We start from the raw sequence: 24,424 nt of genomic DNA, 5'->3' as shown, positions 1-24,424 counted from the left end.
TTTGATAGCGGTATCAAGCTGATAGGGTAAGTGTGCGGCCGAGAGAGCCGACCACGAGAGGACTTGCCCATGATAGCCGCCGATTTTGCCCGCCCCTCCCGACGTGCCTTCCTCACCGGCACGGCGTCGGGCGCGATTGCTCTCGCGGCCGCTCAACCGGCCGGCGCGCAAGCTCTCGCCGCCGCTTCCACTCCGGCAGATATCCCCGCTTTGGCGGCGCAGCCGTTCGACATGGCCGACGTGGCCCTTCACGAAGGGCCGTTCCTTCACGCCCAGCGGATGACGGAGCGCTATCTGCTCAGCCTGTCGCCCGACCGAATGCTGCACAATTTCCGCGTCAATGCCGGCTTGGAGCCGAAGGCCCCAGTCTACGGCGGTTGGGAATCGGAGCCAACCTGGGCCGACATCAACTGTCACGGGCACACGCTGGGCCATTACCTCTCGGCCTGCGCGCTGGCCTACCGCGCGACCGGCACGCCCGACTATCGTGAACGGATCGACTATATCGCGAGCGAGCTGGCTGCCTGCCAGGAGGCCGCAGGCAGCGGGCTGGTGACAGCCTTCCCGCAAGGCGCAGCGCTGGTTGCGGCGCATATCGCCGGCGAGCCGATCACCGGCGTGCCGTGGTACACGCTCCACAAGGTCTACGCGGGCCTGCGCGACGGCGCCGAACTCGCTGGGAGCGAGACGGCGCGCGAGGTGTTGCTGCGGCTTGCCGACTGGGGTGTCGTCGCGACCAGAGACCTTACTGACGCTCAGTTCGAGGCCATGCTGGCCACCGAGCACGGCGGCATGAATGAAATCTACGCCGACCTTTACGCGATGACCGGCAAGCCTGAATACCGCGCGCTGGCCGAAAGCTTCTCGCACAAGGCGCTGCTGGTGCCGCTGACACGCGAACACGATCACCTCGATGGCCTGCACGCCAACACGCAAGTGCCCAAGGTCGTCGGTTTCGAGCGGGTCGCGCAGATCGGAGCGGATGAGGGCTATCACGCAGCCGCAGAGTTCTTCTGGCAAACCGTCACCCGCACCCGGTCTTACGCGACCGGCGGACACGGCGATAACGAGCACTTTTTTGCCATGGCCGATGTGGCCGACCATGTGTTCTCGGCCAAGGGCTCGGAAACCTGCTGCCAGCATAACATGGCAAAGCTCACCCGCGCACTGTTCCTCACCCAGCCGCGCGCCGACTATGCCGATTTCTACGAGCGCACGCTGTTCAACGGCATCCTCGCCTCGCAAGACCCGGACAGCGGAATGGCGACCTATTTCCAGGGCGCGCGGCCCGGATACATGAAGCTGTATCACACGCCGGAAGACAGCTTCTGGTGCTGCACCGGCACCGGCATGGAGAACCACGTCAAATATCGCGATTCGATCTACTTCCACGCTGGCAATACCTTGTGGGTGAACCTGCTGATCCCCTCCTCGGTGCAATGGCACGAGCACGGCGCGGCGCTGACTCAGGATACCCGCTTTCCCGAGGAACCGGCCACGCGGCTGACGTGGACGCTCGATCAGCCGAAAGAGCTGACACTCAAGCTGCGGCATCCGGGCTGGAGCCCGACCGCCCGCGTAATTGTCAACGGCGAGCCAGTGATCGCATCCGATCAGCCCGGCCGCTATCTCGATGTCGCGCAGCGTTGGCGCGATGGCGACACGGTCGAACTGGTGCTGGAAATGGCCGTAACCGCAGAGCCGCTGGCTGCCGCACCGCATATCGCCGCCTTCACCTACGGCCCGCTCGTGTTAGCTGCGGAGCTCGGCGAGGAGGCCCTGCCCCCCGGTGCCGACATCGTGATCAACGAGCGCAAGTATGGCCAATACAACGATGCGCCGGTGCAGGTGCCGCGCCTTACCGGCAGCCCCGAGGACGTGGCGGGGCGAATCGCGCCCGCCGCGGGCGGTGCGCCGCTGACCTTCGCGGTCAAAGCCACCGATGGCAGCGAAGTGACGCTGGTTCCCTATCACCGCATCGCGCATCAGCGCTATGCGACCTACTGGGATCTGTCGCCACACACGGCCTGAGGGGCAGGCGAAGAGTTTGATTTTCGGAGGATACCCGGCGCGTTTGCGTCGGGACTTCCCTGAAAACTGGAGCGGGCGAGGCGATTCGAACGCCCGACCCTCACCTTGGCAAGGTGATGCTCTACCCCTGAGCTACGCCCGCTCACTGACGTTTCCGAAGCCGAAGCCCCGGTGGGGAGCGGCGCAACTAGCAGCGGTTATTCGCCCCTGCAAGCGGAAAAATGCGCCTTTTTGCAGAACCGCTCATTTGCGCGCTCTGCCCTTCACAAATCGCGCAAAAGGCCCACATTGGCATCTTACCGAAAACGCCGACGGGAGCACACGACGTGGCAAGTATGGGCCTCAATATCGACGAACAGAAAGCGGTGGAGCGATTCCGCAAGGAAGTGGTCGATCCCAGCCAGAACAAGCTCGTAATCGTGGATTTCTGGGCCGAATGGTGCGGCCCGTGCAAGGCGCTGACCCCGGTGCTGGAGAAGGTCTGCGCCGAATATGCCGAAAAGGGCGTGGTGCTGGCCAAGATCAATGTCGATGAAGAAGGCTTCATCGCCAGCCAGTTTCAGGTCCAGTCAATTCCTACGGTCTATGCCATCTTTCAGGGCCAGCCGGTGGCCGACCTCACCCCGGCGCGCAGCGAATCGCAATTGAAGGGCGCGCTGGACCAGATCCTCGCGCAGGTGCCGGTAACGCCGGGCGCCGCAGGTGACGAGGCCGCGCCCGACATCGACCAGCTGCTTGCCATGGGTGAAGAGGTGCTGGCAGGCGGTGATGCCCAGCGCGCCGGCTCGATCTTCATGCAGATCGCGCAGATGGCGCCCGACAATGCCGCTGCGCATTCGGGACTCATTCGCGCGCTGCTGGCCGCCGACATGACGGAAGAGGCCAAGGCCGCCTTCGCAGAGCTGCCCGACACCGTGAAGGACGATCCCGCGCTGGCGCAGGCCAAGGCCGCGCTCGATCTGGCCGGGCCGCAGGTCGATACCGAGGAACTTTCCGCGCTGCGGCAAGCCGCAGAGGCCAGCCCCGACGATGCCGAGGCGCAGATCGCCTATTCCGAAGCGGCCTTTGCCGCTAGCGACCGCGATCTTGCGGCAGACACCCTGCTCGCCGCCATCGGGCGGGAACCGGAAGGCGGCGATGGTGCGGCCAAGGCCAAGCTGTTGCAGTTCTTCGAAGCGGTAGGGCTGGAAGATCCCTGGGTTGCAACCCAGCGTCGCAAGCTATCCTTGTTGCTGTTCGGGTGAGGCGGGAGCGGCCGCGATGGGACAGATGAGCAAGGTCCGCCTTTCGATCTTCCCGTTGACCGGGGCCATCCTCTATCCGGGGCTGCACCTGCCGTTGCACATTTTCGAGCCGCGTTACCGTGCGATGGTGGGCGATGCCTTAGCGCGTGATCGCCGCATCGCGATGATCCAGCCGAGCGACCCGGATGATGATACGCCGCTTTTCGAAGTGGGCTGCGTGGGCCGGATTTCCGAGGTGGAGACAAGCGAAGACGGCCGCTACAATATCCTCCTCACGGGCGAGAGCCGGTTCCGCCTGCTGCGCGAGCTGGAGGTAACCACGCCGTTCCGCCAGATCGAGGCCGAGCTGATCGAAGAGCCCGAGGATGAAATGCTCACCTTGGGCGAGCGCGCCGCATTCGAATACGAGTCGCGCAAATTCGCCAAGGCGCAAGGATACGAGATCGACTGGGATTCGGTCGCGCGCCTGGACGACGTGTCATTGGTAAACGGCGTCTCGCAAATCGCGCCGTTCGACGCGGCAGCGAAGCAGGCGTTGCTCGAAGCGCCCAACCTGAGGATTCGCTGCGATCTCTTGGTGCAGCTGATGGAATTCTTCGGCAAGGGCGACCCCGATGAGGGGAATGTGACTCTTCAGTAGTTACGCAGCCCCATCCGGGCCGGCTTACGAAAACGAATCCCGCAATCCGTCGATCACATATTGCGCTGCGAGCGCGGCCAGCAGCACGCCCAGCAACCGCGTAATCACCGCCTCCACCTTGTCGCCGAACACGCGCATCAGCGGGCTCGCTGCGAGCAGCGCCATCAAGGTCAGAACCAGCACCAGGCCAAGCGCGGCCAGCACCACCAGCGTGCCCTCCACGCCCTTGGCGTTGCCTGCCAGCAGCATGATCGAAGCGATCGCCCCCGGCCCCGCCAGCATCGGCATAGCCATGGGAAATACCGAGACGTCCTCATGCTCGGGATCTTCGCGCACCCGGTCGGCGCGGTCGTTGCGGCGCTCGGTGCGCTTTTCGAACACCATTTCGAGCGCGATCAGGAACAGCATGATCCCGCCCGCCACACGAAACGCATCAAGCTCAATGTGCATCGCTGCCAGCAGCGCTTCGCCGAACAGCGCGAAGCCGAGCAGGATCACCGCCGCGATCAGGCAAGCGCGGATCGCCATCGAGCGACGCGCGGCGGATGTGGCGTTGGCCGTCAGCCCGGCATAGATCGGCGCGCACCCAGGAGGGTCGATCACCACGAACAGCGTCACGAAGGCCGACATGAACAGTTCGATCATCGCCTATTCCTCCCTGTCCGGCACGGCGAAGGCAAGCGCTTCCTGCCACTTGCCGTCGCGCTGCCATTCGACCACCATGCGCCAGCTTTCCGGCCCGGTCTGATCGACCCGCCAGGCCAGCGTGCCATCGCGCGAGCGGGTGAGCACATCGGACGAATCTCCGGCAAGCCGCTCGGGACGATCCGCGCCCTGCTCGCAATCGGCGGTGCTCGCGGTGATCGCCTGCAGCGCGCCGACGATGATCGTGTCCTCATCGGGTTCGGCCTCTGGCGGACGTGGCGGCGGCTGCGGGACATCGGGCGTGCCGATATCATAGGTCCACCTGTAGGAACCGTCGCGGCGGCGCTGCCACACGGTAGCATAGCGGCCGATTACGCCCTCAGCATCGCTATAGCGCCCGAAGCTGACCGCAAGCGATCCATCGCAGCTCGACCATACCTCACGCGGAGCCCAGGCTATCGACTGCGCCGGATCGGCCCTCCCGCCCAGAAACTGGCGCGCGTCTACCGCTTCGCCGCCAATGACCATTCGCGCGTCCGGCGCGGCATATTCGCGAAAGGCGGTCCACTGGCCTTCGTCGCGGGCCATCCGGGCGAAGGCAAAGTCGGCGGCGGCGGCGCGGCCCGGATCGGCCCTGACACCGGCGTTATCCAGCGCCCGCTCCGCGATTCTGGCCCGCTCGTTGCGGCGCTGCTGCCCCCCGCTCGCGCAGCTCGCCAGCAGGGCGAGGCAGCCAGCGGTAAGAAAAGTACGCGTCAGCATCGGGCAGCAGGCACGCGTCAGAGCGTCGACATGGCCGCGTTGGTGAGCACGATATCGAGCACGCGCAAGCCCACGATCAGCACCAGCGGCGAGAAGTCGATCGCGCCCGTGTTCGGCATGATCTTGCGGATCGGCCCGAGCAGCGGATCGAGCAGTGCATTCACCGCACGGTAGATAGCCACCACGAAATCGTTCGAGGTGTTGATCACATTGAAGGCCATCAGCAGACTGAGGACAAACTGCACGATTACCAGAAAGATGATGATCGAAATCAGATAGCCGACGATCTGCGACAAGGTCAGAAGCAACACTGGCAAAACCCTTTATGTCTACGTCCCGTGCGCCAGTTTAGGCGTTCGGACGAGGTGTATCAACTGAGTAACACGCAATGCGTGTGGCGCAAACCGCCCTCAGCCTTTGCTGACCAGCGTACCTGCCCCGCGACTGGTGAAGAATTCGAGAAGCATCGCATGGGGCACACGCCCATCGAGCACCACCGCCGCCTCACACCCGGCCTCGACCGCCTGCACGCAGGTTTGCAGCTTGGGTATCATTCCGCCGGTGATCACGCCCTGATCTTCCAGCCGCGCGATATCGTGCGGGCGCAGATCGGTGAGCAGCGTGCCCTCCTTGTCGAGCACGCCCGCCACATCGGTCAGCAGGAACAGCCGCGCCGCGCCCAGCGCCGCCGCGATGGCGCCTGCCATGGTGTCGGCGTTGATATTGTAGGTCTGGCCGTGGCCGTCGGTGGCGATGGGGGCGATGATCGGGATCATGCCCGCCGCGCTCAGCGTGTTGAGCACGGTGGTGTCGACCTCCTTCGGCTCACCCACGAAGCCCAGGTCCACCGCCTGTTCGATCTGGCTGTCGGGATCCTTGACCGTCCGCTTGACCTTCTCGGCGCGGACCATCTTGCCATCTTTACCCGAAAGGCCGATCGCGGTGCCGCCGGCGCGGTTGATCCAGCTCACCAGCTCTTTGTTGATCGCACCCGAAAGGACCATTTCGGCCACCGAAGCGGTCTGCTGATCGGTCACGCGCAGGCCGCCGACGAACTCGCTTTCCACGCCCAGCTTCTTGAGCATGGCACCGATCTGCGGGCCGCCGCCGTGGACCACCACCGGGTTGATCCCCACGGCTTTCAGCAGCACGATATCTTCAGCGAAGTCGCGCGCGGCATCGGGATTGCCCATCGCGTGGCCGCCATATTTCACCACGAAGCTGCGCCCGGCATAACGCTGGAAATAGGGCAGCGCCTCGATCAGCGTCTCGGCCTTGGCAAGCATCTGTTTTTCGGTGGTCTGGGTCATGGCGCGGGCCTTAGCCGGTCGGGAAGGCAAAGCCTAGACCGATCAGGGCCTAGACCGATCCGGCACGGCCCGCGCAGGGGATTACATGCCCTCTTCGGAGCTTTCCGAAATCTCGGGCGCGCCGGTGCCAACCGGGGTCATCGGCGTTTCAGGCAGATCGACATCGACCGCCTCTTCATCGGCAGGGGTGGCGATCAGTTCGCCGCCGCTCATATCCACGGTTTCGACTTCGGTGGTCGGCTCGGTCTCTTCGCTCTGGCAGGCGGCGAGCGCAAAGGCACCGGAAAGCGCAAGAACGGTGGCGGTGCGGGCGGAAATACGACGCATTGGGGTCTCCTTGAAGCGTTCAGTGGGCACGGCGCGGATGATGCCCGTGCGGCGCGGCGCTGGCCAGTGCAATGTTGAGCAAACCAAACCTGGCGCGCCCGTTTGCGAGCGTCAGTCGGCCAGAACCTTCTTGAGGACGGCAACCCGCTCGCGCTCGGCGGTCATCTCGTGTTCGGGGTGGGCGGCGATCTTGTCGAGCAGAACCTTCAGTTCCTTGCGGCGATCTTCGTCGGTGGTTTCGTGCTTTGCGTCAGTCATCGACTTGCTCCTTTCCTTATTTTGCAATTCGCAAGGGCAGGAGAGGTTCCGCGCTTTACGCGCGCGAGGGTCAGGGCTGCTCGCTATCGGGCTGCTTGGCCCAGGGATTGACGTGTTTTTTGGGAGAACTTTCCGCGGAGCCGCCCGCTGCCTCGACCAGCGCGGCGACCGCCTGCTCCTCGGCCTGAGCGTCGGCGTCGTTTTCGGGGCCATCGTCGGCATGGGGGACGGCGCAATAGGCGGTCAGGCAGACCCCACCCGCCCAGAGCAACGCCCGCCAGCGGCTGCGAAAGACTGCCTGGTACTTGCCGAACATGGCGGCGGATATGACATGGGGAGGGTTAAGGTTTGGTGGTGTGGCTGGCGCTGATGATCCCTCCTGCTTCTGGGAAGGGAGATGAAATAAGCTGCAGCAAAAGATTTCTTATACAACCGCCTCTTCTAAAGCGCTGTCAAGCGACTGCATAGCTAAAGCATAGCCACCACAGCTTATAGCAGCCACCAAGAAAAATACCATAACAAGTCGTTGCACCAAAACTTCGGTTTCAGTTCCGATGGGCTCCACACTAAACAGGAAGAAAAAACCCGTCACATATGGAATTAGGCACACAGCAAGAATCACCGCACCAGAGGTCGTGGCGAATGCGAGGTACCAAAACTTGAATCCTGAACCCGGCAACGATTTCCACACGTCAATAACGTTACCAGAGATCATTGCTCCTCCGAAATATCCTCGAGCAATGACTTTTTCCCTGTCCCCAAGCTTTATCTTCGAAATCAACTTAATCAGATGTTGGTAATAGGTAGCATCAGCCGCCCTTAAGGCGGCGTAAGAAAAGCAAACTATAGAAAACAAAGGGAAAAAGAAATACGAATTTGGAATGTCGACGAAATCAAGCTCAAATATCTTTATATTAAAATCAATTCCGAAATACTTCAAAAAGAACAAGGCCGAAAAAATCATGGACGCCACGAAGAACCTATTTGATTCCACGAACGGCCCCTCATGCTGCTCTCGATATCTATCAAGCAACCCGTGAACCTCATCTCTTGCGAGATTCTGATTATCTAGCCATGACTTAATGTCTGCGAAATGATTTCCTGAATTCACGCGCAGTCCCTACTCCGCCGCAACGCTCCCGCCGGAAACCTCACCGAACATATCCGGCCCGGTCTCTTCCTCGCCCTCGTTCGCGGCGACGGCTTTCGCGTTCTGGCGCTTGTCGAAGCTCGCCCAGACGTCCTGCCAATTGCCCTTGGTCGCACCCTTCGAATATTCGGTCGAGCGGGTCTCGAAGAAGTTGGCGTGCTCCACCCCGTTCAGCAGCGGGGTCAGCCAGGGCAGCGGGTGCTCGTCGATCATGTAGATCGCGGGCAGGCCCAGCTGGCTCAGCCGCCAGTCGGCGATGTAGCGGATATATTTCTTGATCTCCTTCGCCGTCATGCCGGGCACCGGGCCCTGCTCGAAGGCGAGGTCGATGAAGGCATCTTCCAGCCGCACCGTCTTCTGGCACATGTCCATGATGTCTTCCTTCACCGGCTTGGTGAGGCAGTCACGCTCGGCGCAGAAGGCGTGGAACAGGCGGGTGATGCCCTCGCAGTGCAGGCTCTCGTCGCGCACCGACCAGCTGACGATCTGCCCCATGCCCTTCATCTTGTTGAAGCGCGGGAAGTTCATCAGCATCGCGAACGAGGCGAACAGCTGCAGCCCCTCGGTGAAACCGCCGAACATCGCCAGCGTGCGCGCGATATCCTCGTCGTTGTCGACGCCGAATTCCTGCAGATAGTCGTGCTTGGCCTTCATCTCCTCGTATTCGAGGAACATGCCATATTCGCTTTCGGGCATGCCGATGGTGTCAAGCAGGTGCGAATAGGCGGCGATATGGATCGTCTCCATATTCGAGAAAGCCGCGAGCATCATCTTGACCTCGGTCGGCTTGAACACGCGGCCGTATTTCTCGTGGTAGCAATCCTGCACCTCGACATCGGCCTGAGTGAAGAAGCGGAAGATCTGCGTGAGCAGGTTGCGCTCGTGATCGGTGAGGTTCTGCGCCCAGTCGCGGCAGTCCTCGCCGAGCGGCACTTCCTCGGGCATCCAGTGGACCTGCTGCTGGCGCTTCCAGAACTCGTAGGCCCAGGGGTATTCGAACGGCTTGTAGGTCTTGCGGGCTTCGAGCAGCGACATGTTGTGGTCCCCTGGGTTGATTGCGAAGCGACGATATAGCGATTCGGCGACCATTTTCGAAGCCGGGCCGGGGTGATTCGGCGGGGATAAGACGCAGCTCAGCGCAAGAACAGTGAGGGAACGCGGCTCAGTCCTGCGAACGCCCTACCCGGCGCGATATTTCCAGCGCGATCAGGATCGGCGTGCCCCACAGCCATGTGAGCAAGCCCGCCTCGCGCCACTGGCCGCTTTCGGGCAGGCGGATCGAGCAGGCATAGATTTCGAACAGATCGTCGGGCCTGCAGGTCGAGGGCCAGCGGGCCGTGATGTAAAGATAGACCCCGAGCCCGACCCATCCGAGCAGCACCGCATAAAGCGCCAGATACCGTGAGATCTTGACCTCGCCGTAGCCGTGGTGCGTCGGAAATCGTTTCGCGCGCGGTTTCATGGTGGGTTTGGCATAACAGCGGGCGGTTAACGCTGGCTTGCGGAGCCCCATCCGGACTTGCCCCATGCCAAAACGGCGGCGAACCCGCGCGAGGTTCGCCGCCGCCTGATCAGCTTGCCCTGCGCCTTACTGGCAGGCGAGGCATTCCTCGTAGTCGGTCTGGTCGCCGCCCTGCGCGCTGAGTTCAAACTTCTGCGCATCGGGCGTGTTGTCGGCCTCGACCCCGCCCGCGAACCCGGCGCGCTGCACCGACTTCGACCGCAGGTAATAGAGCGACTTGATGCCCTTCTCCCACGCCTGGAAGTGCAGCATCATCAGATCCCACTTGTCGACATCGGCGGGGATGAACAGGTTCAGGCTCTGCGCCTGATCGATGAACGGCGCGCGGTCGGCGGCGAATTCGAGCAGCCAGCGCTGATCGATTTCGAAGCTGGTCTTGAAGGTGTTCTTCTCTTCCGCGGTCAGGAAGTCGAGGTGCTGGACCGAGCCGTTCTTCTCGAGGATCGAATTCCACACGTTGGTGGAGTTCTTGCTCTTCTTGTCGAGCACCTTTTCCAGGTACGGGTTCTTCACCACGAAGCTGCCCGAAAGCGTCTTGTGGGTGTAGATGTTGGCGGGGATCGGCTCGATACAGGCCGAGGTGCCGCCGCAGATGATGCTGATCGACGCGGTCGGCGCGATCGCCATCTTGCAGCTGAACCGCTCCATCGCGCCCACTTCCGCCGCATCGGGGCACGGCCCGCGCTCCTGCGCCAGCATCAACGAAGCCTCGTTGGCCTTGGCGTTGATGTGCTTGAACATCTTGAGGTTCCACGCCTTGGCCATGGCGCTTTCCATGCCGATGCTCTTCATCTGCAGGAACGAGTGGAAGCCCATCACGCCCATGCCGACCGACCGCTCACGCGCAGCCGAATACTTGGCGCGGGCCATCTCGTCAGGCGCGCGGTCGATATAGTCCTGCAGGACGTTATCGAGGAAGCGCATCACGTCTTCGATGAACTGCTTGTCGGTGTTCCACTCGTCCCACTTTTCAAGGTTGAGCGAGGAGAGGCAGCACACCGCGGTGCGGTCGTTGCCGAGGTGGTCGATCCCGGTGGGCAGCGTGATTTCCGAGCACAGGTTCGAGGTGGAAACCTTGAGGCCCAGCTCGCGGTGATGCTTGGGCATCATCCGGTTCACGGTGTCGGAGAAGACGATATAGGGCTCACCCGTGGCGAGCCGCACCTCGACCAGCTTCTGGAACAGCGAGCGGGCATTGACCTTGCCGCGCACAGAGCCGTCCTTCGGGCTCAGAAGTTCGAAGTCCTCGCCCGCGCGCACGGCCTCCATGAAGGCGTCGGTCAGCAGCACGCCGTGGTGCAGGTTCAATGCCTTGCGGTTGAAGTCGCCGCTGGTCTTGCGGATTTCAAGGAACTCCTCGATTTCCGGGTGGTGCACGTCGATGTAGCAGGCCGCCGAGCCGCGCCGCAGCGAGCCCTGCGAGATCGCCAGCGTGAGGCTGTCCATCACGCGCACGAAAGGGATGATGCCGCTGGTCTTGCCGTTAAGGCCAACCGGCTCACCAATGCCGCGCACATTGCCCCAATAGGTGCCGATGCCGCCGCCCTTCGAGGCCAGCCACACGTTCTCGTTCCAGGTGTTGACGATGCCATCAAGGCTGTCGGACACCGAATTCAGGTAGCACGAGATCGGCAGGCCGCGCCCGGTGCCGCCGTTCGAGAGCACCGGGGTGGCGGGCATGAACCACAAGTTCGAGATATAATCGTAGATGCGCTGGGCGTGCTCCTGATCGTCCGAATAGGCATCGGCCACGCGCGCGAACAGATCCTGATAGGTCTCGTTCGGGAGCAGGTAGCGGTCCTTCAGCGTTTCCTTGCCGAAATCGGTGAGGTTCGCATCGCGGGCGGCGTCGGTGACAATGGTGAACCGGCGCGGGTTCACGGTCTTCGAATCGGCCTTGGCGGCCTGCGTCACCGCCTCTGCCGCACCGGCCATCGCGCCGGAAACCGCGCTGGCCACGGCATCGGCATCCACCAGCTGTTCGCTGCCCTGGTCCTTGCGGTCCATCGTCACTGCCTTCCTGCTCTTTTCCTTCGGCGCGCCAGTGGCCGCGCCCGTCGTCTCATCAAGTGCCAAGTTCGCCTCGTCGGTGTTGCGAAATTCCATTTGCGTCTTGCTCCAGGCCCTTGCTTGCAACACCGGACAAGGCCGCTGCCACACATGATATGTTCCGCACATGTTCCAAACAAGCGACAATCACCTTGCCACCCGTTTTTCAAGAACCCGTGCCCCCGTGGCCTTGACCGCCAACCCCTTGTTTCGCCCCGAATCCTCGCTCGCCTGCCCCGGGCAGTTGCGTAGGAGTTCATCTAGGGAGTGGGTGTCACTCGCGGCATAACCACAACCCATAGTGAATCGGTGCGTGCCGAGACGCAATAGGCTGAAGCCAGTTTTGCGTCCGCCAGACGCCAGCTGCACCGGGTGCTATACCCAAGCAACACACCGCGACGCGTGGAGCGTCCTCGGGTCTTGGCCGATGCAAGACCAAAAACGCAGCTGCGGAAAAATATCTCCGCCATTTTTGCCTTGCCTAGCATTCGAATCGAACGCCGTAACAAAGCTGCGCAGGCAAGGATTTCTTAACCCTGTTTACGCTAACCGCAAAGCCCGTCGAGCACGCGGGCACCGCCGGTTGCCCTTGCCGCAATGCAGGAGATCGCGACGATGATTGCCTTGCTCAAGGCCATACCCTTCGGAATTTTCCTGAGCTTGCTCGTCGCCCTGTTCATGGGCTCGGGCGGCGCGACCGGCGGGATGCTCGCCGTACATCGGCTCGATGTCAATCTGGCCCAGTACGGGATCGACATGAAGCTCTACTGGAGCTGGTATCTGTTCCTCGGCGGCACCGCGCTAAGCTGGTTTCTGCTGCTGATGATGGGGGACTAAAGCCCCCACCACAACGCGAGAGGTTGGCGGGCAACCCTCAGGCCGCGAGATCCTGCATCACCGAAACTGCGCGCACACGGTCGCTGCCTTTGTGATCGGCGCTATCGGTCCGAAAGACCTGCACCTGCTCGATCAGCGCGTCTGCCTCGTGCGACAGCGAGCGGGTCGAGGCAGAGCATTCTTCGACCATGGCGGCATTGGCCTGCGTCATCTGGTCCATGGATGCCGTGGCCCGGTCGACCTCGTGCAGACGTTGCGATTGCTCCTCGGCCGAACGCGCGATGTCCCCCGCGAGTGCGCTCATCTTGCCAACCGCGGTGACGATCTCGTCAAGGTTGGTGCCACTGGCACCGACCAGTTTGACGCCCTCTGCCACTTCGGAGGCGCTGTTCGCAATGAGGGCCCGAATCTCTTCGGCCGCTTCGGCCGAGCGCTGGGCAAGAGCACGCACCTCGGTTGCGACGACCGCAAAGCCCTTGCCGGATTCGCCTGCACGCGCCGCCTCGACCCCGGCATTCAGCGCGAGGAGGTTTGTCTGGAAGGCGATGCCGTCGATCACTTCCACGATCTTGGCGATATCCTGCGCGGACTGTTCGATCGCGTTCATCGCATTCACCGCCCGCGAGACCACCCGGTGTCCCTCGCTGGCCCGCGCCTGCGTGTCGTCCATCGAGCCGTGCATGGCTACCGCGTCCTGCGAAACCTTTCCAATCGCGCCGGTTACCTGGGTCAGTGCCTGGGCGGTTTCGGCAAGACGCGACGACTGTACCTCGTTGCGCGAGGCAAGGTCTTCGGTTGCCAATCGGATTTCGGCGATCGATTGCTGCACATTGCCAGCGCCCGAGCTGACCGTTTCCAGCGCCTGCGACAGGGCTTCGAGCGCACGATTGAAATCGGCGCGCAGACTTTCGTAAGTGCCGGGGAACGGGGTGGCGAAGCGGAAGGTGAGGTTCTTGTCGGCCAGAGCCGTGATGCCTTCCGATAGCGCCCCGACAACCTGACGCTGTTCGGCCTCACCCGCGCGCTGTGCAATCGCAGCCTGCCGGAAAGTTTCCAGTGCGCCGGCCATGGCGCCAATCTCGTCCTGCCTGTTGGCGCCCTCCACCTGCTGCGTGAGGTCGCCTTGGGCCATGGCTTCCATTGCGCCCGAAATCCGGACCATAGGCTCGATAGCACGCTGGCGGATTGCCCGCGCGGCATAGACCACTGCGGCGACCAGCGCGAGCGCCAGAGCACCCGCAACCGCCAGCAGAACGGCGGTGAGCCAGTAGTTTTCCGCAACCATTGTCTTGCGGTAGGCGTTCGACATCTCGACCAGCGTCAGCACGTGGCCATGCTGCGCTTCGTAGGCGCGGGCCAGCTCGCCTTCCTGAATGGCGCGCATCGCGGCCTGATCGCCAGCCTTGAATGCCGGCAAGAAACGGTTGTCGACAACATCCCAGAACGCGTCTGCCGAAGCCATCGTGGCTGCGACCTGATCGGTCAGTTCGGCCGGAAGATCGCTGTCGGTCCAGAACTGCTTGCGTTCGCGGAACTCACTGCGGGTAACTTCGAGCCGCTCGAGATATTGGGAGCCGCGCGCAGGGTTCGATGCCATGAGCGTGGTCAGCAGGTATGGCTCTACACTGTAGGCCGGCGGCGGCAGAATGTCGGCCAGCAAGGCGTCTTGCAGCGTGTTTTCCCGCGTCATCGGGCCGCCGAAGCGCACCAGCGCGATAGTCACCACCGTCATGGCGACCGCGAGTGCGATCAGCACCATGATAATGCGGCTACCGAGCTGGACCTGCTTCTTAATCAGCATTGCATTCCCTTTTTGATTGCAATGCGTCCCCTATCGGCAGCCCATTTCGCAAGATCGCCTGCTTACATAAATGATATCACCTATAGCCGTCGAAACTTGCGTTCGCTTTGCGTTAACCCGTTCGGCCTGTTCAGGGCACCAGCACCGTATCGACGGGTAGCGGTGCGGTCTGCGGATAATCGAGGATAGAGTGCAGCCCCCGGCTCTCGTGCCGCTTAAGCGCGCTCTGCACGATCAGGTCAGCGCATTGCAGCAGGTTGCGCAGCTCAACGAGGTCGGTGGTGACGGTGAAGTGGCCGTAATAGTCCTCCACCTCGGTGTGCAGCAGCTTGATCCGGTGCGCCGCGCGTTCGAGCCGTTTGGTGGTGCGCACGATGCCGACATAGTTCCACATGAAGCGGCGGATTTCGGTCCAGTTCTGCTTGATCACCACCTCTTCGTCCGAATCGGTGACGCGGCTTTCGTCCCAGCCGCGGATCGGCGGCACAGCCTCGAAACGGTCCCACCGCGCGAGGATGTCGCGCGCGGCGGCATCGCCGAATACGAAGCATTCGAGCAGGCTGTTGGACGCAAGGCGGTTCGCCCCGTGCAGCCCGCTCTCGGTGCATTCGCCCGCCGCATAGAGGCCGGGCAGGTCGGTGCGTCCCTCCAGATCGATCACTATCCCGCCGCAGGTATAGTGCTGCGCGGGTACGACCGGGATCGGCTCCTTCGTCATGTCGATGCCGAGCGTTTCGAGCTTGTCGTAGATGGTGGGGAAATGCTCCATCACGAACTCGGGCGGCTGGTGGCTGATGTCGAGATGGACATAGTCGAGACCATAGCGCTTGATCTGATCGTCGATCGCGCGGGCCACGACGTCGCGCGGGGCCAGCTCCATGCGCTCGGGATCGTAGTCGACCATGAAGCGGTGACCGGTCTCGGGGTGTAGCAGGTGCCCGCCTTCGCCCCGCACGGCCTCGGTGATGAGGAAGTTCTTGACCTCGAGGTTGTAAAGGCAGGTGGGGTGGAACTGCATCATTTCCATGTTGGAGACGCGCGCGCCTGCCCGCCAGGCCATGGCGATGCCATCGCCCGTGGCCCCGCGCGGGGCGGTGGAGAACTGGTAAACGCGCCCCGCCCCGCCGCTCGCCATCACCGTGGCGCGCGCGGTGTGGGCGACGACCTTGCCGCTTTCGGTGTCGAGAGCATAGCAGCCCCAGACCCGGCCCGAGCCTGAGTAGCGCTCCTCGTGCCGTCCGGTGATCAGCTCCACACAGGTCTGGTTGGGCAGGAGGGTAATATTGGGGTTTTCTTCCGCCGCCTTGAGCAAGGCCGCCTGGACCGCCCAGCCGGTGGCATCGTCGACATGGACGATCCGGCGGTGCGAATGGCCGCCCTCGCGAGTAAGGTGGAGGTGGTCGCTCTCGCGGTTGAACGGCACGCCCAGTTCGCACAAACGGTCGATCGCCTCTGGCGCGTGCGAAATCACGAACTCGACCGTCTCGCGATCGTTCAGCCCGGCGCCTGCGACCATGGTATCGCGGATATGGTTCTCGAACGTGTCGCCCGCATCGAGCACGGCAGCGATGCCGCCTTGCGCCCAGGCGGTGGAGCCGCTGGTGAGCTTGCCCTTGGCCAGCACCAGCACCTTGAGCTTCGTGGCGAGCGTGAGCGCAGCGGTAAGGCCGGCCGCGCCAGAGCCGATAATGAGGACGTCGTAAGGCTTGTCTGTCATCGCGCGGTAATGGCGTCTGCGGAGACGACACACAAGCGCCACGCCTGCCGCCATCGGCTTTCGCAGCAGTTTTCGACCTCTGCACCATCGCAGCATAGGCGAGCAGCGACAGGCGAACGGACCCATCTGTGCAGCAAGGCGTTTATCTTCAGGAATCGTTCCGGAGTATATATGTCCGACATCGTAGAAGAATTCCTGAAACCGATCCGGGCACCCGATTTCCCCTGCGTGGGCGCCAAGTCGGCGCTCGCCAAGGGATTGCTCAAGGTGATGACCTGCCGAGACCTGACGAGCGCGTGGAACGATGTGGCGATCCAGGCCGCCTTGATGGAGTGGGCCTGGGCCTATCGCCGGCAGACGCCCGAACGTGACGGGCGCGGGGACCTGCGCAGCTTTGCCGTGGTGTTCGAAGGACCGAAGGATATGAGTGAAACGGCGTTCGAAGACGCAATGTGGGAGCGGCTCCAGTCGCTCGCCGACAAGGATGCCTGGCGCGGCCAGTCGTTCGACCGATCGACGAGTGGCGATCCGCAAGACCCCAAGTTCTCGGTCAGCTTCGGCGGCGAGGCCTTCTTCGTGGTGGGCCTCCATCCGCACGCCTCACGCCCGGCGCGCCGGTTTCCGCGTCCGACGATGGTGTTCAACGTCCACGACCAGTTCGAGCGGCTGCGCGAAGAGGGGCGCTACGAACGAATGCGCGAGGCGATTCTCCAGCGCGACGTTGCCCTTGCAGGGGACATCAATCCGATGCTGGTGCGTCACGGCGAGGGCAGTGCCGCACCGCAGTACAGTGGCCGACGCGTCGATGCGGACTGGGTGTGCCCGTTTCGCGATCCGCGCGCCTGAACGAAAGGAACCAGCAATGCCCACCGCCACCACCAACCGTATCGCACCGCGCAGCGGCACTGCCTTCCGGCTTGAGGCCGGACAACTTCTCACCGTGACTGACCCAGAGGGGGTGCAGGTCGCCGATCTTCTTGCCTTCCGCGAGGGAGATGTAGGCGAGGTCATCTCGAACGGGCGAACTTTCGATTACGAGGAAACAATCAGCCTCACCACGGGCAACGTGCTTTGGTCGAACCGCTCCAATCCGATGCTCAAGATCGAGCATGACAGCGTCGGCTGCCACGATTTCCTGCTGACGCCTTGCAGCGAAGCCACTTTCCGCCATTTCTATCCCGAAATGCCCGTCCACCGCGGGTGCTTCGGAAACCTCGCCGAAGCGCTCGCCCCCTATGGGGTCGTCCCCGATGCGATCCCGGTCGCCTTCAACGTGTTCATGAACGTCCCACTCGCCTCAGATGGCAGCCTCAGCGTCGAGCCCCCGGTCAGCCGCGCAGGCGATTCGATCAGCCTGCGCGCGCAAATGGATCTAATTATCGGGCTGACCGCCTGCTCGGCCTATTCATCGAATGGTGGCAGTTTCAAGCCGATCGACTATGCCATCGCGTGAGGCGAGGGAGCGTCAGTGCCGCAGCTTCGAGGCTGCGCAAGTTTTTCGTCACACCACACCCCGGCATCTCCGCGCGCCCGCTCCTGTGCAACCGCGCGCGCGATCAGCCGGGCTGGAGCCCCTCTTCCGCGGTCGGGCCGTGATCCCCTTCTTCATCGCCAGTGCACGTCCGATCGCGGCCCTGCTCCTTCGCGCGATAGAGCCTTTTGTCGGCAAGCGAGATACACTCGTCTATCCGCTCGGCCTCGTTCAATCTGGCGACACCTGCGCTGAACCGCAGCCGATAGCCTGACGAAAAGTCGAACCGCTCCTGATCCGCGGCAGTGCGAATGCGGTCGATAATCTGCGCCGTCTCCTGCTCGGTGGCCCCGGGCGCGATCAGCAGGAATTCCTCCCCGCCCCAGCGCCCGACAACGTCGCCCGGCCGCACCTTGCCTTCGATGATTTTGGCAAAAGTGCTCAGCACCTGATCGCCTGCCTCGTGACCATAGGTATCGTTGCAGACCTTGAAGTGGTCGACATCGATCACCGCCAGCGACGCGCGCGGCCTTGCCGGGCTGGTGTTGCGCAACGCCTCGTCGGCCCGTTCCAGCGTGGCCCGGCGATTGCGAAGGCCGGTCAGCGGGTCAGTCATGGCGAGATCGCGAAACCGGCGCCGGTGGCGCAGCAGGATGAACACGATTGCGCCAAGCAGGGAAAAGATGATGATCGCCCCGACGATAACGACAGCAACCATCCGCAAGCGCGCTTCGCTTCTGCGTTGCTCATGTGCTAGACTGCCCTCCAGTTCCTCCGTTTTGAAGCGCGCCCGCATGGCCGTTAACCCGCTTTGCTGCTCCAACTCGTAGTGGGCCTCCGCCACTTCAGCGGCTCTGCGCAAATCGGCGTAGGCCTCACCATTCCGGTTCAGCAAGGCGAGGGCCCGGGCACGCGTTTTCAGCGCCAGGATCAGATCGCTCTCCTGCGCCGTCTCGGTTTCGTTTGCGATCAGCGGATCGAGCAGACGCAGGGCTCCGGCTGCGTCACCGCGTTCGACCAGCAACCGGGCCATCAGCGCAGTGGCCGCAAACCGCATGAGTTCTCCGCTGTCCGTCAAGGCCGCATAGGCCGCCTCGCAGGCGCTGCTTACCTGTGCAAAGGCCTCGCCCTGCAGCGCGGCGCGGCACATGCCGAGCTGCGCATAGGCGACTGCATAGTCGTTGCCCACCTGGCGCGCCCAAGCGGTCGAAGCCTCGAAATCGCCCAGCGCGCTCTGCCAGTCACCGGCAGAAAGCTCGGTATAGCCACGCATGACAAGCTCGTTCGCGGCCAGATCGCTCATGTCCAGGGCGCGCTGTATTTCGAGAGCTTCCGAATGCAGCTGCTTCGCGAAGTCGAAATCGTACCCGAGCGAGACGAAATAGGCGAGCATTGAAGCCGCCTGCGCTCTGGGCACCGAGATGCCCTCGCCGACGCTGTTGCGATAGGCCTGCGCCGCAAAGGAGAACGCTTCACGCGGCCTGTCGACCTCGGCAAAGTTATAGGCCAGATCGAGCGCCCGGCAGACCCTGGCACCGCTGCCCGGCGGCAACGAGCGCACATCGCGCGCCAGCCCTTCAAACATCTGCGCGCGTTCGCCGCGATCCTCCACCTGGCGTATGTCATCGACGCGCCGGAACAACCGCAGATGGTCGGACGAAGCGAGCGTCGCGAGCGCATGACGCGCCTTATCATCGAGATCCGTGCCGAATTTCCCGCTCATCGCAAGAGCGATGGTCTGCACGGCATATAGCTCGGCTATGCGGAGCTCTTGTCTCGGATTGGTATCGGCGATTTCTCTTGCGATGATGGCAACCGCGGCGACAGGATCGCGCCCAACCTCGATCTCTGCCCGGGTAACGACCGGGTCGTCGCTACCAAGGCAACGCGCGAAAACCGCCTGGCTTTCCAGTGCGACGAAGGCCGCAATCAGAATGGCGAACACGTGCCATCGGCATGCTGGCGGCAACCAAAAAGAGCCCAGTTCTCGCACGCAATTTTCTTACGCACCGGGCCTTTAGCAATGGTTACAATTCGGCAGGCATAGTGGAACCTCTTAGTGCTCCGCAGTGCGCTAGCCTCGCTCAGCCCTCTCTGGTGCTGGTCAGCTGCACGAACACGTCTTCGAGGTCAGCCTCGCGCGTCGTCACGTCCTCGATTGCAAAGCCGGCCTCCTGAAGCCGCGCCAGCACCTTGCCCGCGTTGCTCTCGCGCTTGTCGTAGGTGACTTCGATCAGACGCTCACCCGCCTTTTCCACTTTGCGGAAATGCGGGTCGGACGGCAGCTCGGTCACATCCTTGTCGACCGTTACGGCAACGATCTTCTCGCCCATCTGGCCGATGAGCTCGGCGGTGGGCTTGTTGGCCACCAGTTCGCCATGATTGATGATCGCGATGCGGTCGCACAGTTGCTCGGCCTCTTCGAGATAGTGCGTAGTCAAGACCACGGTGACGCCTTGCGCGTTCAGTTCCTGCACCAGCTCCCACAACTGCCGCCGCAGTTCCACATCGACGCCTGCGGTCGGCTCGTCGAGCACGAGGATAGGCGGCGAGTGAACCATGGCCTTGGCGATCAGCAGGCGCCGCTTCATCCCGCCCGACAGCGTGCGCGCATAGGCGTCGCGCTTGTCTTCCAGCCGCACCGCGCGCAGCAGCTCTTCGGAACGGCGCAGCGCCTTGGCGATGCCGTACATCCCGCCCTGATTCTCCAGCACCTCGAACGGGGTGAAGAACGGGTCGAACACGATTTCTTGCGGGACGATCCCGATCGAGAGCTTCGCATTGCGCGGGTTGGTGTCGATATCGTGGCCCCAGATGCTGATCGAACCCGAAGTCTTGTTGACCAGCCCGGCCATGATGTTGATCAGGGTCGACTTGCCCGCACCGTTGGGACCAAGCAGGCCGAACACGCCGCCCTGCGGCACATCGAAGGAAAGACCTTTGAGCGCCAGCTTGGGCTCAGCCTTGCCGGACCCTGCATAACGCTTCACCACATCGCGGATTTCAATCGCTGCCTCGCTCATGGCGCATCCAATGCGCGTTCGCCCGGCCAGAGGCAAGGGGCAGCACACCGAGCATATTGCGAATCCGCCCGCTCCGCAGTAGAGCGGCCAGCATGGATAGCGCACCTGAAACCACCATCGTCGACACCCACCGCGTCTGGTGCGATGGCGCTGGCGACATTCGCGGCGGCGAAAACTATCGCCCCGCCTCGCTCGGCCACCCGCGCGTGTGGATGGAAATCGACGAAAAAGGCTATGTCGATTGCGGCTATTGCGACCGGCGCTTCGTTCTGGCCGGCGGCGCTGCCGACGAGGGCACCGTGACCGGGGCCGCTGCCTGACGGGCTATTCGCCTGCGGCCGGTGGCGACAGCCCGAAAAAACTCTCCTGACCGTTCTGAGGTCATGGCACGTTCATTCCGTCTATGAGATGGTAGAGCCATAAGCACAGGAGAGCATCATGAAGACCCTTATCGCACTTGCAGCCGCCTCCACGCTGGCGCTTGGCGCGGCGCCGGTCTCCGCAGAAACGCCGTCCGAACGGGCGGAAGCCCGTCTTGCCGAACGCCTCGAAGGCCGCACCGCGGGTGAACCGGAAAGCTGCATCACCGTATTCAACAACAACAGGCTCGAAGTGGTCGAGCGGATTGGCCTCGTTTACGAGCAGGGCGACACCATATGGGTGGCGCGCACCAGCAGCCCCAACCAGCTGCGCTTCGACGACATTCCGATCATCGAACGTATGGGCAGCCAGCTGTGCCGGCAGGATGTGATGCGCACCGTCGACCGTTCGACCGGCTCCTTCACGGGCGCGCTGTTCCTTGAGGACTTCGTTCCCTACACCCGGCCCGAAAACGAGGGCTGATAGCCCGGCGGGATATCGTCCCCAAGAAAAGGCCCGCCCGCGCCAAGCGCGAGGCGGGCTTTTTTTGCGCAGTTTAGGGCAGATCCGCGAGGATGTGCCATGCCTCAGCGGTTCGCGACGGTTGGATCAGGCCGAGGACAAGGGACGCAAGCCATCATGATGCGCGTCGAGCAGATGGCACAATCGAGCGCGGTGGCCGGACCTGCAGCACAATCGATACAAACGCGGCGCGGCTTCGATCCATCGACCAGCCCCAGCAACAGATGCTCGTCTCCCGAAAGCTCGACCGACCGGCCGACCACCAATGCGCGCCCTAGCGCACTTTCGCACAGATGCATCAGGCTGTCGAACACAGGGGCCAGCATCTCGCATCTATGAGAGGCCAGAATGGTGAACAGAAAAGGCTGCGGCGGCTCGCCTTCGTCGCGCGCATTGCGCCAACACCGCGCCGCTTCGACCAGCAATGTCCGATGCAAGGAATCATCGAGTCTCGGCGGCGGGAACTGGCGGCTCATCGGTCTGTCCTTTCTGCGCTAATACCTCATGTCGCTTATTGCGAATCACTCGCAAGTGTTAGCTGCTGATTGCGGCCTCTGCAAGCCGAATGCCGATGCTCCATCTGCCAGTCGCTGCTCTGCGGCCCGGGGAGGGGCCGCACGCAGTCGGATCACCGGGTCAGTAAAGGATCGCTGTAGCTGTCGCTGCCGTCTTCCACCCGTCCGGCGAAGTGAATCGCGCTGTTGCCGCAGGTCAGCACGAAGTCGTACCACCCGTGGCTTTCTTCGGCAGGCCAGCTCAGCTGCGCCGTCTCGCCCGACGCGGCGCTCAGCTGCCGAGGTTCGCCTGGACGATAGAGGTCTTGCGTGAGCGTGATCTTCGCCGGGCTATCCTCCGGCGCAGCCAGCGACAGAAGCAAGCTTTTGCCGCGCGGGACGTAGCGCGCCTTCACCGCCGGAAGCGCGCGGGCATCGGTGCCGGTAAAGGCGCGCATGAAGCCGTTAGGGCCAAGCACCAGCAGGTCGAACGCGCCATCTTCGCCGGGCTGCCAGCTGTCACTCAGGCTCTGCCCGGCTTCCACCGCATAGCGGCGCGGCAGCCGGTCAAGGTGCCTGCGGTCATAGACGTGGAAGTTCACGCCCGCCGCGCCTTCGTTGACGAAATCGAGCGTAATCGCGTCAGCCCCGCCCCGGGCATCGACATGCAGCATGTAAGGCAATGCGCGCGAGCGGCGCAGGCCAGGCTCCTGGAACAGCTCTTCCGGCGCGCGCGGCGGCAAGGCCTTGGGCCGCTCGAGATGCGCCGCCAGCGCCACCTGCGATCCGGCGGTATCGGGCAATGGAGGAAAGTCGCGGTCCGCTTCCAGCCCGAAATCGAAACACGAGGTGAGATCGCCGCAGATCGCACGGTGCCAGGGGCTGATTGCCGGAATCGTGATGTCGAACCGCTTTTCGAGGAACTGGCCAAGCGAGGTATGATCGAACACCTCGCTGTTGACCCAGCCGCCCTTGCTCCACGGCGAGACAACATACATCGGCACGCGCGGCCCCAGCGCCCACGGGCGCGTCGTGCCGGTCGCATCGTCCTCGGGGAAGGTATATTCGTCCTTGTGATCGTCGAAGTAGTGTCCCGCCAGCGCAAACGTGGCCTTGCCGGCCGGAGTGCCATCCTTTTCGAGAGACGGCGGGGCGGGCGGCGGCACATGGTCAAACAGACCGTCATTCTCGTCGAAGGTCTGGAAGAAAGCGGTGCTGCCCCAGACATCGGGATTGGCTGTCAGCGCTTCGAGCACGCGGGCGGTGAACTCGGCGCCCTCGATGGGCGATGAGGCGGAGGGGTGTTCCGACCATTCGCGCGGCGGCAGCACCCACGACACGGCCGGCAAGGTGTCGTTCTCCACATCGCGGGCGAGCTGTTCCAGCGACCAGTGTCGCATTCCGCGCTCATAGAGCGGTTCGCCCGGCTGCGCATTGCGGAAGCCCGCGAAGGCGAGTCCGCCGTGCATCGCCCCGGTCCAGTTGTTGTTCGGGTCCTGATAGATGCGCCATTCGATGCCGTTCTGTTCCAGCACTTCGGGAATGGTCGGCCATTCGAGCGCGTTGGCGGCATAGGTATAGCCCGGCTCGGGCAAGGCGCCCTTGACCCAGCAGCGCAGGTTGTTCGGCTCCGAGCGGTCATCCCGGCAATTGATGCCTTGCGCGCGCAACGCCGGATCGAACTGAGAGCCTGACCAGAAGGCAACGCGGTTGGGATCGGTGCCCGATGTGACCGTGCAGTGATAGGCGTCGCACAGCGTGAAGGCCTCAGCCAGCGCGAACTGGAACGGGATGTCGTCGCGCTTGAAATAGCCCATCGAATAGTTGGTCTTGAACTTGGGCCAGAGCCCGAAGCTGCCCTGATTCCAAGCCGCCTGTGCATCGCTAAAGCTGTGCGGCGTGCCGGGAACCTTCATGCCGTTGGTATGCGCGGTGTCGAGCCAGAAGGGAGGCATGATCCGCGAACCGTTCGATTGCTCCCATACCGTACGGCCATCGGGCAGCGGCACGGTATGGCGGTCGCCGAAGCCGCGCACGCCGCGCATTGTGCCAAAGTAGTGATCGAAGGAGCGGTTCTCCTGCATCAGCACGACGATGTGCTTCACATCCTTGATCGTGCCGGTGACCCGCCGTGCGGGCAAAGCGAGCGCACGGTCTATGCTGGTCGGCAGGGAGGCTGCGGCGCCAAGGACGGCAGCGGTCTTGAGGAAATCACGCCTGTTGTTCTTCGGCACGGGGACAGTCTCCTAGGCTTGGGGGAT

The 24,424-nt window shown here is 63.0% G+C and carries 25 protein-coding genes and 1 tRNA gene; 8 read left to right on the top strand and 18 right to left on the bottom strand.

Annotation, left to right across the window (positions count from 1 at the left end; all coding sequences use genetic code 11):
- Positions 1–69: 69 nt before the first annotated feature.
- A complete protein-coding gene (locus tag E0473_RS10410; protein ID WP_137680771.1) occupies positions 70–2,031 on the top strand; it encodes a glycoside hydrolase family 127 protein in 1,962 nt (653 codons plus the stop codon).
- Positions 2,032–2,098: 67 nt separating this feature from the next.
- On the opposite strand, the gene E0473_RS10405 is transcribed toward E0473_RS10410, so the two are convergent.
- Positions 2,099–2,173 (bottom strand) — tRNA-Gly (locus tag E0473_RS10405).
- Positions 2,174–2,366: 193 nt separating this feature from the next.
- Between E0473_RS10405 and E0473_RS10400 the strand changes: the two genes are divergently transcribed.
- Together E0473_RS10400 and E0473_RS10395 are read left to right on the top strand one after the other, a co-directional pair.
- Positions 2,367–3,275: a tetratricopeptide repeat protein gene (locus E0473_RS10400; RefSeq protein WP_137680936.1), complete on the top strand. Its 909-nt coding sequence runs from the start codon at positions 2,367–2,369 to the stop codon at positions 3,273–3,275.
- A 16-nt stretch (positions 3,276–3,291) separates the two neighbouring features.
- Entirely contained in the window at positions 3,292–3,915 is a 624-nt protein-coding gene (locus E0473_RS10395; protein ID WP_241657445.1) for an LON peptidase substrate-binding domain-containing protein, read from the top strand.
- A gap of 24 nt (positions 3,916–3,939) precedes the next feature.
- On the opposite strand, the gene E0473_RS10390 is transcribed toward E0473_RS10395, so the two are convergent.
- From E0473_RS10390 to E0473_RS10345, 11 genes are all read right to left on the bottom strand, one after another.
- Complete coding sequence (locus E0473_RS10390) at positions 3,940–4,560, bottom strand: MarC family protein (protein ID WP_137680770.1); 621 nt, start codon at positions 4,558–4,560, stop codon at positions 3,940–3,942.
- A gap of 3 nt (positions 4,561–4,563) precedes the next feature.
- Positions 4,564–5,322: a hypothetical protein gene (locus E0473_RS10385; RefSeq protein ID WP_137680769.1), complete on the bottom strand. Its 759-nt coding sequence runs from the start codon at positions 5,320–5,322 to the stop codon at positions 4,564–4,566.
- A gap of 17 nt (positions 5,323–5,339) precedes the next feature.
- Positions 5,340–5,633 carry a YggT family protein gene (locus E0473_RS10380; RefSeq protein WP_137680768.1) on the bottom strand — a complete coding sequence of 98 codons (294 nt, stop codon included), beginning with the start codon at positions 5,631–5,633 and terminating at the stop codon, positions 5,340–5,342.
- A gap of 99 nt (positions 5,634–5,732) precedes the next feature.
- Positions 5,733–6,632: an acetylglutamate kinase gene (argB, locus tag E0473_RS10375; protein WP_137680767.1), complete on the bottom strand. Its 900-nt coding sequence runs from the start codon at positions 6,630–6,632 to the stop codon at positions 5,733–5,735.
- An 81-nt stretch (positions 6,633–6,713) separates the two neighbouring features.
- Positions 6,714–6,959 carry a hypothetical protein gene (locus E0473_RS10370; RefSeq protein WP_137680766.1) on the bottom strand — a complete coding sequence of 82 codons (246 nt, stop codon included), beginning with the start codon at positions 6,957–6,959 and terminating at the stop codon, positions 6,714–6,716.
- A 111-nt stretch (positions 6,960–7,070) separates the two neighbouring features.
- Complete coding sequence (locus E0473_RS15510) at positions 7,071–7,217, bottom strand: hypothetical protein (protein ID WP_162848945.1); 147 nt, start codon at positions 7,215–7,217, stop codon at positions 7,071–7,073.
- Between the two features lie 70 nt (positions 7,218–7,287).
- Positions 7,288–7,533 carry a hypothetical protein gene (locus tag E0473_RS10365; protein WP_137680765.1) on the bottom strand — a complete coding sequence of 82 codons (246 nt, stop codon included), beginning with the start codon at positions 7,531–7,533 and terminating at the stop codon, positions 7,288–7,290.
- A 108-nt stretch (positions 7,534–7,641) separates the two neighbouring features.
- Complete coding sequence (locus E0473_RS10360) at positions 7,642–8,328, bottom strand: hypothetical protein (protein ID WP_137680764.1); 687 nt, start codon at positions 8,326–8,328, stop codon at positions 7,642–7,644.
- A 9-nt stretch (positions 8,329–8,337) separates the two neighbouring features.
- Complete coding sequence (locus tag E0473_RS10355) at positions 8,338–9,402, bottom strand: ribonucleotide-diphosphate reductase subunit beta (protein WP_137680763.1); 1,065 nt, start codon at positions 9,400–9,402, stop codon at positions 8,338–8,340.
- Positions 9,403–9,529: 127 nt separating this feature from the next.
- Positions 9,530–9,829 (bottom strand): hypothetical protein, encoded by a 300-nt coding sequence (locus E0473_RS10350; protein WP_137680762.1) that lies wholly within the window; start codon positions 9,827–9,829, stop codon positions 9,530–9,532.
- A 126-nt stretch (positions 9,830–9,955) separates the two neighbouring features.
- Positions 9,956–11,995, bottom strand: coding sequence for a ribonucleoside-diphosphate reductase subunit alpha (locus E0473_RS10345; protein WP_137680761.1), 2,040 nt, complete (start codon positions 11,993–11,995; stop codon positions 9,956–9,958).
- 540 nt (positions 11,996–12,535) lie between these two features.
- Between E0473_RS10345 and E0473_RS10340 the strand changes: the two genes are divergently transcribed.
- Entirely contained in the window at positions 12,536–12,775 is a 240-nt protein-coding gene (locus tag E0473_RS10340) for a hypothetical protein (RefSeq protein ID WP_241657444.1), read from the top strand.
- A 37-nt stretch (positions 12,776–12,812) separates the two neighbouring features.
- Here the strand turns inward: E0473_RS10340 and E0473_RS10335 are convergent, their stop codons facing one another.
- Positions 12,813–14,576, bottom strand: a complete 1,764-nt coding sequence (locus E0473_RS10335) for a methyl-accepting chemotaxis protein (protein ID WP_137680760.1) — start codon at positions 14,574–14,576, stop codon at positions 12,813–12,815.
- Between the two features lie 130 nt (positions 14,577–14,706).
- The gene (nadB, locus tag E0473_RS10330) at positions 14,707–16,293 is read right to left on the bottom strand and encodes an L-aspartate oxidase (RefSeq protein WP_137680759.1); all 1,587 of its coding nucleotides are present in this window, start codon (positions 16,291–16,293) and stop codon (positions 14,707–14,709) included.
- A 171-nt stretch (positions 16,294–16,464) separates the two neighbouring features.
- On the opposite strand from nadB, the gene gntA reads away from it, so the two are divergent.
- On the top strand, positions 16,465–17,139 hold the full coding sequence (gntA, locus tag E0473_RS10325) for a guanitoxin biosynthesis heme-dependent pre-guanitoxin N-hydroxylase GntA (RefSeq protein WP_137680758.1): 675 nt from the start codon (positions 16,465–16,467) through the stop codon (positions 17,137–17,139).
- A 16-nt stretch (positions 17,140–17,155) separates the two neighbouring features.
- Entirely contained in the window at positions 17,156–17,746 is a 591-nt protein-coding gene (locus tag E0473_RS10320) for a DUF1989 domain-containing protein (RefSeq protein ID WP_137680757.1), read from the top strand.
- Positions 17,747–17,849: 103 nt separating this feature from the next.
- On the opposite strand, the gene E0473_RS10315 is transcribed toward E0473_RS10320, so the two are convergent.
- Both E0473_RS10315 and E0473_RS10310 read right to left on the bottom strand, forming a co-directional pair.
- On the bottom strand, positions 17,850–19,709 hold the full coding sequence (locus E0473_RS10315; protein ID WP_241657443.1) for a GGDEF domain-containing protein: 1,860 nt from the start codon (positions 19,707–19,709) through the stop codon (positions 17,850–17,852).
- A 139-nt stretch (positions 19,710–19,848) separates the two neighbouring features.
- Positions 19,849–20,787, bottom strand: a complete 939-nt coding sequence (locus E0473_RS10310; RefSeq protein WP_137680755.1) for an ABC transporter ATP-binding protein — start codon at positions 20,785–20,787, stop codon at positions 19,849–19,851.
- A 92-nt stretch (positions 20,788–20,879) separates the two neighbouring features.
- Here E0473_RS10310 and E0473_RS10305 point away from each other — a divergent pair, with 92 nt between their 5' ends.
- Both E0473_RS10305 and E0473_RS10300 read left to right on the top strand, forming a co-directional pair.
- The gene (locus tag E0473_RS10305; protein WP_137680754.1) at positions 20,880–21,107 is read left to right on the top strand and encodes a zinc-finger domain-containing protein; all 228 of its coding nucleotides are present in this window, start codon (positions 20,880–20,882) and stop codon (positions 21,105–21,107) included.
- A 118-nt stretch (positions 21,108–21,225) separates the two neighbouring features.
- The gene (locus E0473_RS10300) at positions 21,226–21,630 is read left to right on the top strand and encodes a hypothetical protein (protein WP_137680753.1); all 405 of its coding nucleotides are present in this window, start codon (positions 21,226–21,228) and stop codon (positions 21,628–21,630) included.
- A gap of 104 nt (positions 21,631–21,734) precedes the next feature.
- Here E0473_RS10300 and E0473_RS10295 read toward each other — a convergent pair whose 3' ends face one another.
- Both E0473_RS10295 and E0473_RS10290 read right to left on the bottom strand, forming a co-directional pair.
- Positions 21,735–22,145, bottom strand: a complete 411-nt coding sequence (locus E0473_RS10295) for a hypothetical protein (RefSeq protein ID WP_137680752.1) — start codon at positions 22,143–22,145, stop codon at positions 21,735–21,737.
- A 152-nt stretch (positions 22,146–22,297) separates the two neighbouring features.
- Positions 22,298–24,397 carry a phosphocholine-specific phospholipase C gene (locus E0473_RS10290; protein WP_137680751.1) on the bottom strand — a complete coding sequence of 700 codons (2,100 nt, stop codon included), beginning with the start codon at positions 24,395–24,397 and terminating at the stop codon, positions 22,298–22,300.
- Positions 24,398–24,424 lie beyond the last annotated feature (27 nt).

This window comes from Aurantiacibacter suaedae (assembly GCF_005434915.1).
Classification (GTDB): Bacteria; Pseudomonadota; Alphaproteobacteria; order Sphingomonadales; family Sphingomonadaceae; genus Alteraurantiacibacter; species Alteraurantiacibacter suaedae.
Note: the sequence above shows the minus strand (reverse complement) of the source record. Positions and strands in the feature narration are given on the sequence as shown.

What these genes read in the sequence shown, in the direction of transcription:
- E0473_RS10390 (WP_137680770.1), bottom strand. Translation starts at nt 4,560, where the DNA reads ATGATCGAACTGTTCATGTCGGCCTTCGTGACGCTGTTCGTGGTGATC.
- E0473_RS10370 (WP_137680766.1), bottom strand. Translation starts at nt 6,959, where the DNA reads ATGCGTCGTATTTCCGCCCGCACCGCCACCGTTCTTGCGCTTTCCGGT.
- E0473_RS10310 (WP_137680755.1), bottom strand. Translation starts at nt 20,787, where the DNA reads ATGAGCGAGGCAGCGATTGAAATCCGCGATGTGGTGAAGCGTTATGCA.
- E0473_RS10305 (WP_137680754.1), top strand. Translation starts at nt 20,880, where the DNA reads ATGGATAGCGCACCTGAAACCACCATCGTCGACACCCACCGCGTCTGG.
- E0473_RS10350 (WP_137680762.1), bottom strand. Translation starts at nt 9,829, where the DNA reads ATGAAACCGCGCGCGAAACGATTTCCGACGCACCACGGCTACGGCGAG.
- E0473_RS10385 (WP_137680769.1), bottom strand. Translation starts at nt 5,322, where the DNA reads ATGCTGACGCGTACTTTTCTTACCGCTGGCTGCCTCGCCCTGCTGGCG.
- E0473_RS10395 (WP_241657445.1), top strand. Translation starts at nt 3,292, where the DNA reads ATGGGACAGATGAGCAAGGTCCGCCTTTCGATCTTCCCGTTGACCGGG.
- gntA (WP_137680758.1), top strand. Translation starts at nt 16,465, where the DNA reads ATGTCCGACATCGTAGAAGAATTCCTGAAACCGATCCGGGCACCCGAT.
- argB (WP_137680767.1), bottom strand. Translation starts at nt 6,632, where the DNA reads ATGACCCAGACCACCGAAAAACAGATGCTTGCCAAGGCCGAGACGCTG.
- E0473_RS10340 (WP_241657444.1), top strand. Translation starts at nt 12,536, where the DNA reads ATGCAGGAGATCGCGACGATGATTGCCTTGCTCAAGGCCATACCCTTC.
- E0473_RS10300 (WP_137680753.1), top strand. Translation starts at nt 21,226, where the DNA reads ATGAAGACCCTTATCGCACTTGCAGCCGCCTCCACGCTGGCGCTTGGC.
- E0473_RS10410 (WP_137680771.1), top strand. Translation starts at nt 70, where the DNA reads ATGATAGCCGCCGATTTTGCCCGCCCCTCCCGACGTGCCTTCCTCACC.
- E0473_RS10345 (WP_137680761.1), bottom strand. Translation starts at nt 11,995, where the DNA reads ATGGAATTTCGCAACACCGACGAGGCGAACTTGGCACTTGATGAGACG.
- E0473_RS10320 (WP_137680757.1), top strand. Translation starts at nt 17,156, where the DNA reads ATGCCCACCGCCACCACCAACCGTATCGCACCGCGCAGCGGCACTGCC.
- E0473_RS10295 (WP_137680752.1), bottom strand. Translation starts at nt 22,145, where the DNA reads ATGAGCCGCCAGTTCCCGCCGCCGAGACTCGATGATTCCTTGCATCGG.
- E0473_RS15510 (WP_162848945.1), bottom strand. Translation starts at nt 7,217, where the DNA reads ATGACTGACGCAAAGCACGAAACCACCGACGAAGATCGCCGCAAGGAA.
- nadB (WP_137680759.1), bottom strand. Translation starts at nt 16,293, where the DNA reads ATGACAGACAAGCCTTACGACGTCCTCATTATCGGCTCTGGCGCGGCC.
- E0473_RS10335 (WP_137680760.1), bottom strand. Translation starts at nt 14,576, where the DNA reads ATGCTGATTAAGAAGCAGGTCCAGCTCGGTAGCCGCATTATCATGGTG.
- E0473_RS10400 (WP_137680936.1), top strand. Translation starts at nt 2,367, where the DNA reads ATGGGCCTCAATATCGACGAACAGAAAGCGGTGGAGCGATTCCGCAAG.
- E0473_RS10355 (WP_137680763.1), bottom strand. Translation starts at nt 9,402, where the DNA reads ATGTCGCTGCTCGAAGCCCGCAAGACCTACAAGCCGTTCGAATACCCC.
- E0473_RS10365 (WP_137680765.1), bottom strand. Translation starts at nt 7,533, where the DNA reads ATGTTCGGCAAGTACCAGGCAGTCTTTCGCAGCCGCTGGCGGGCGTTG.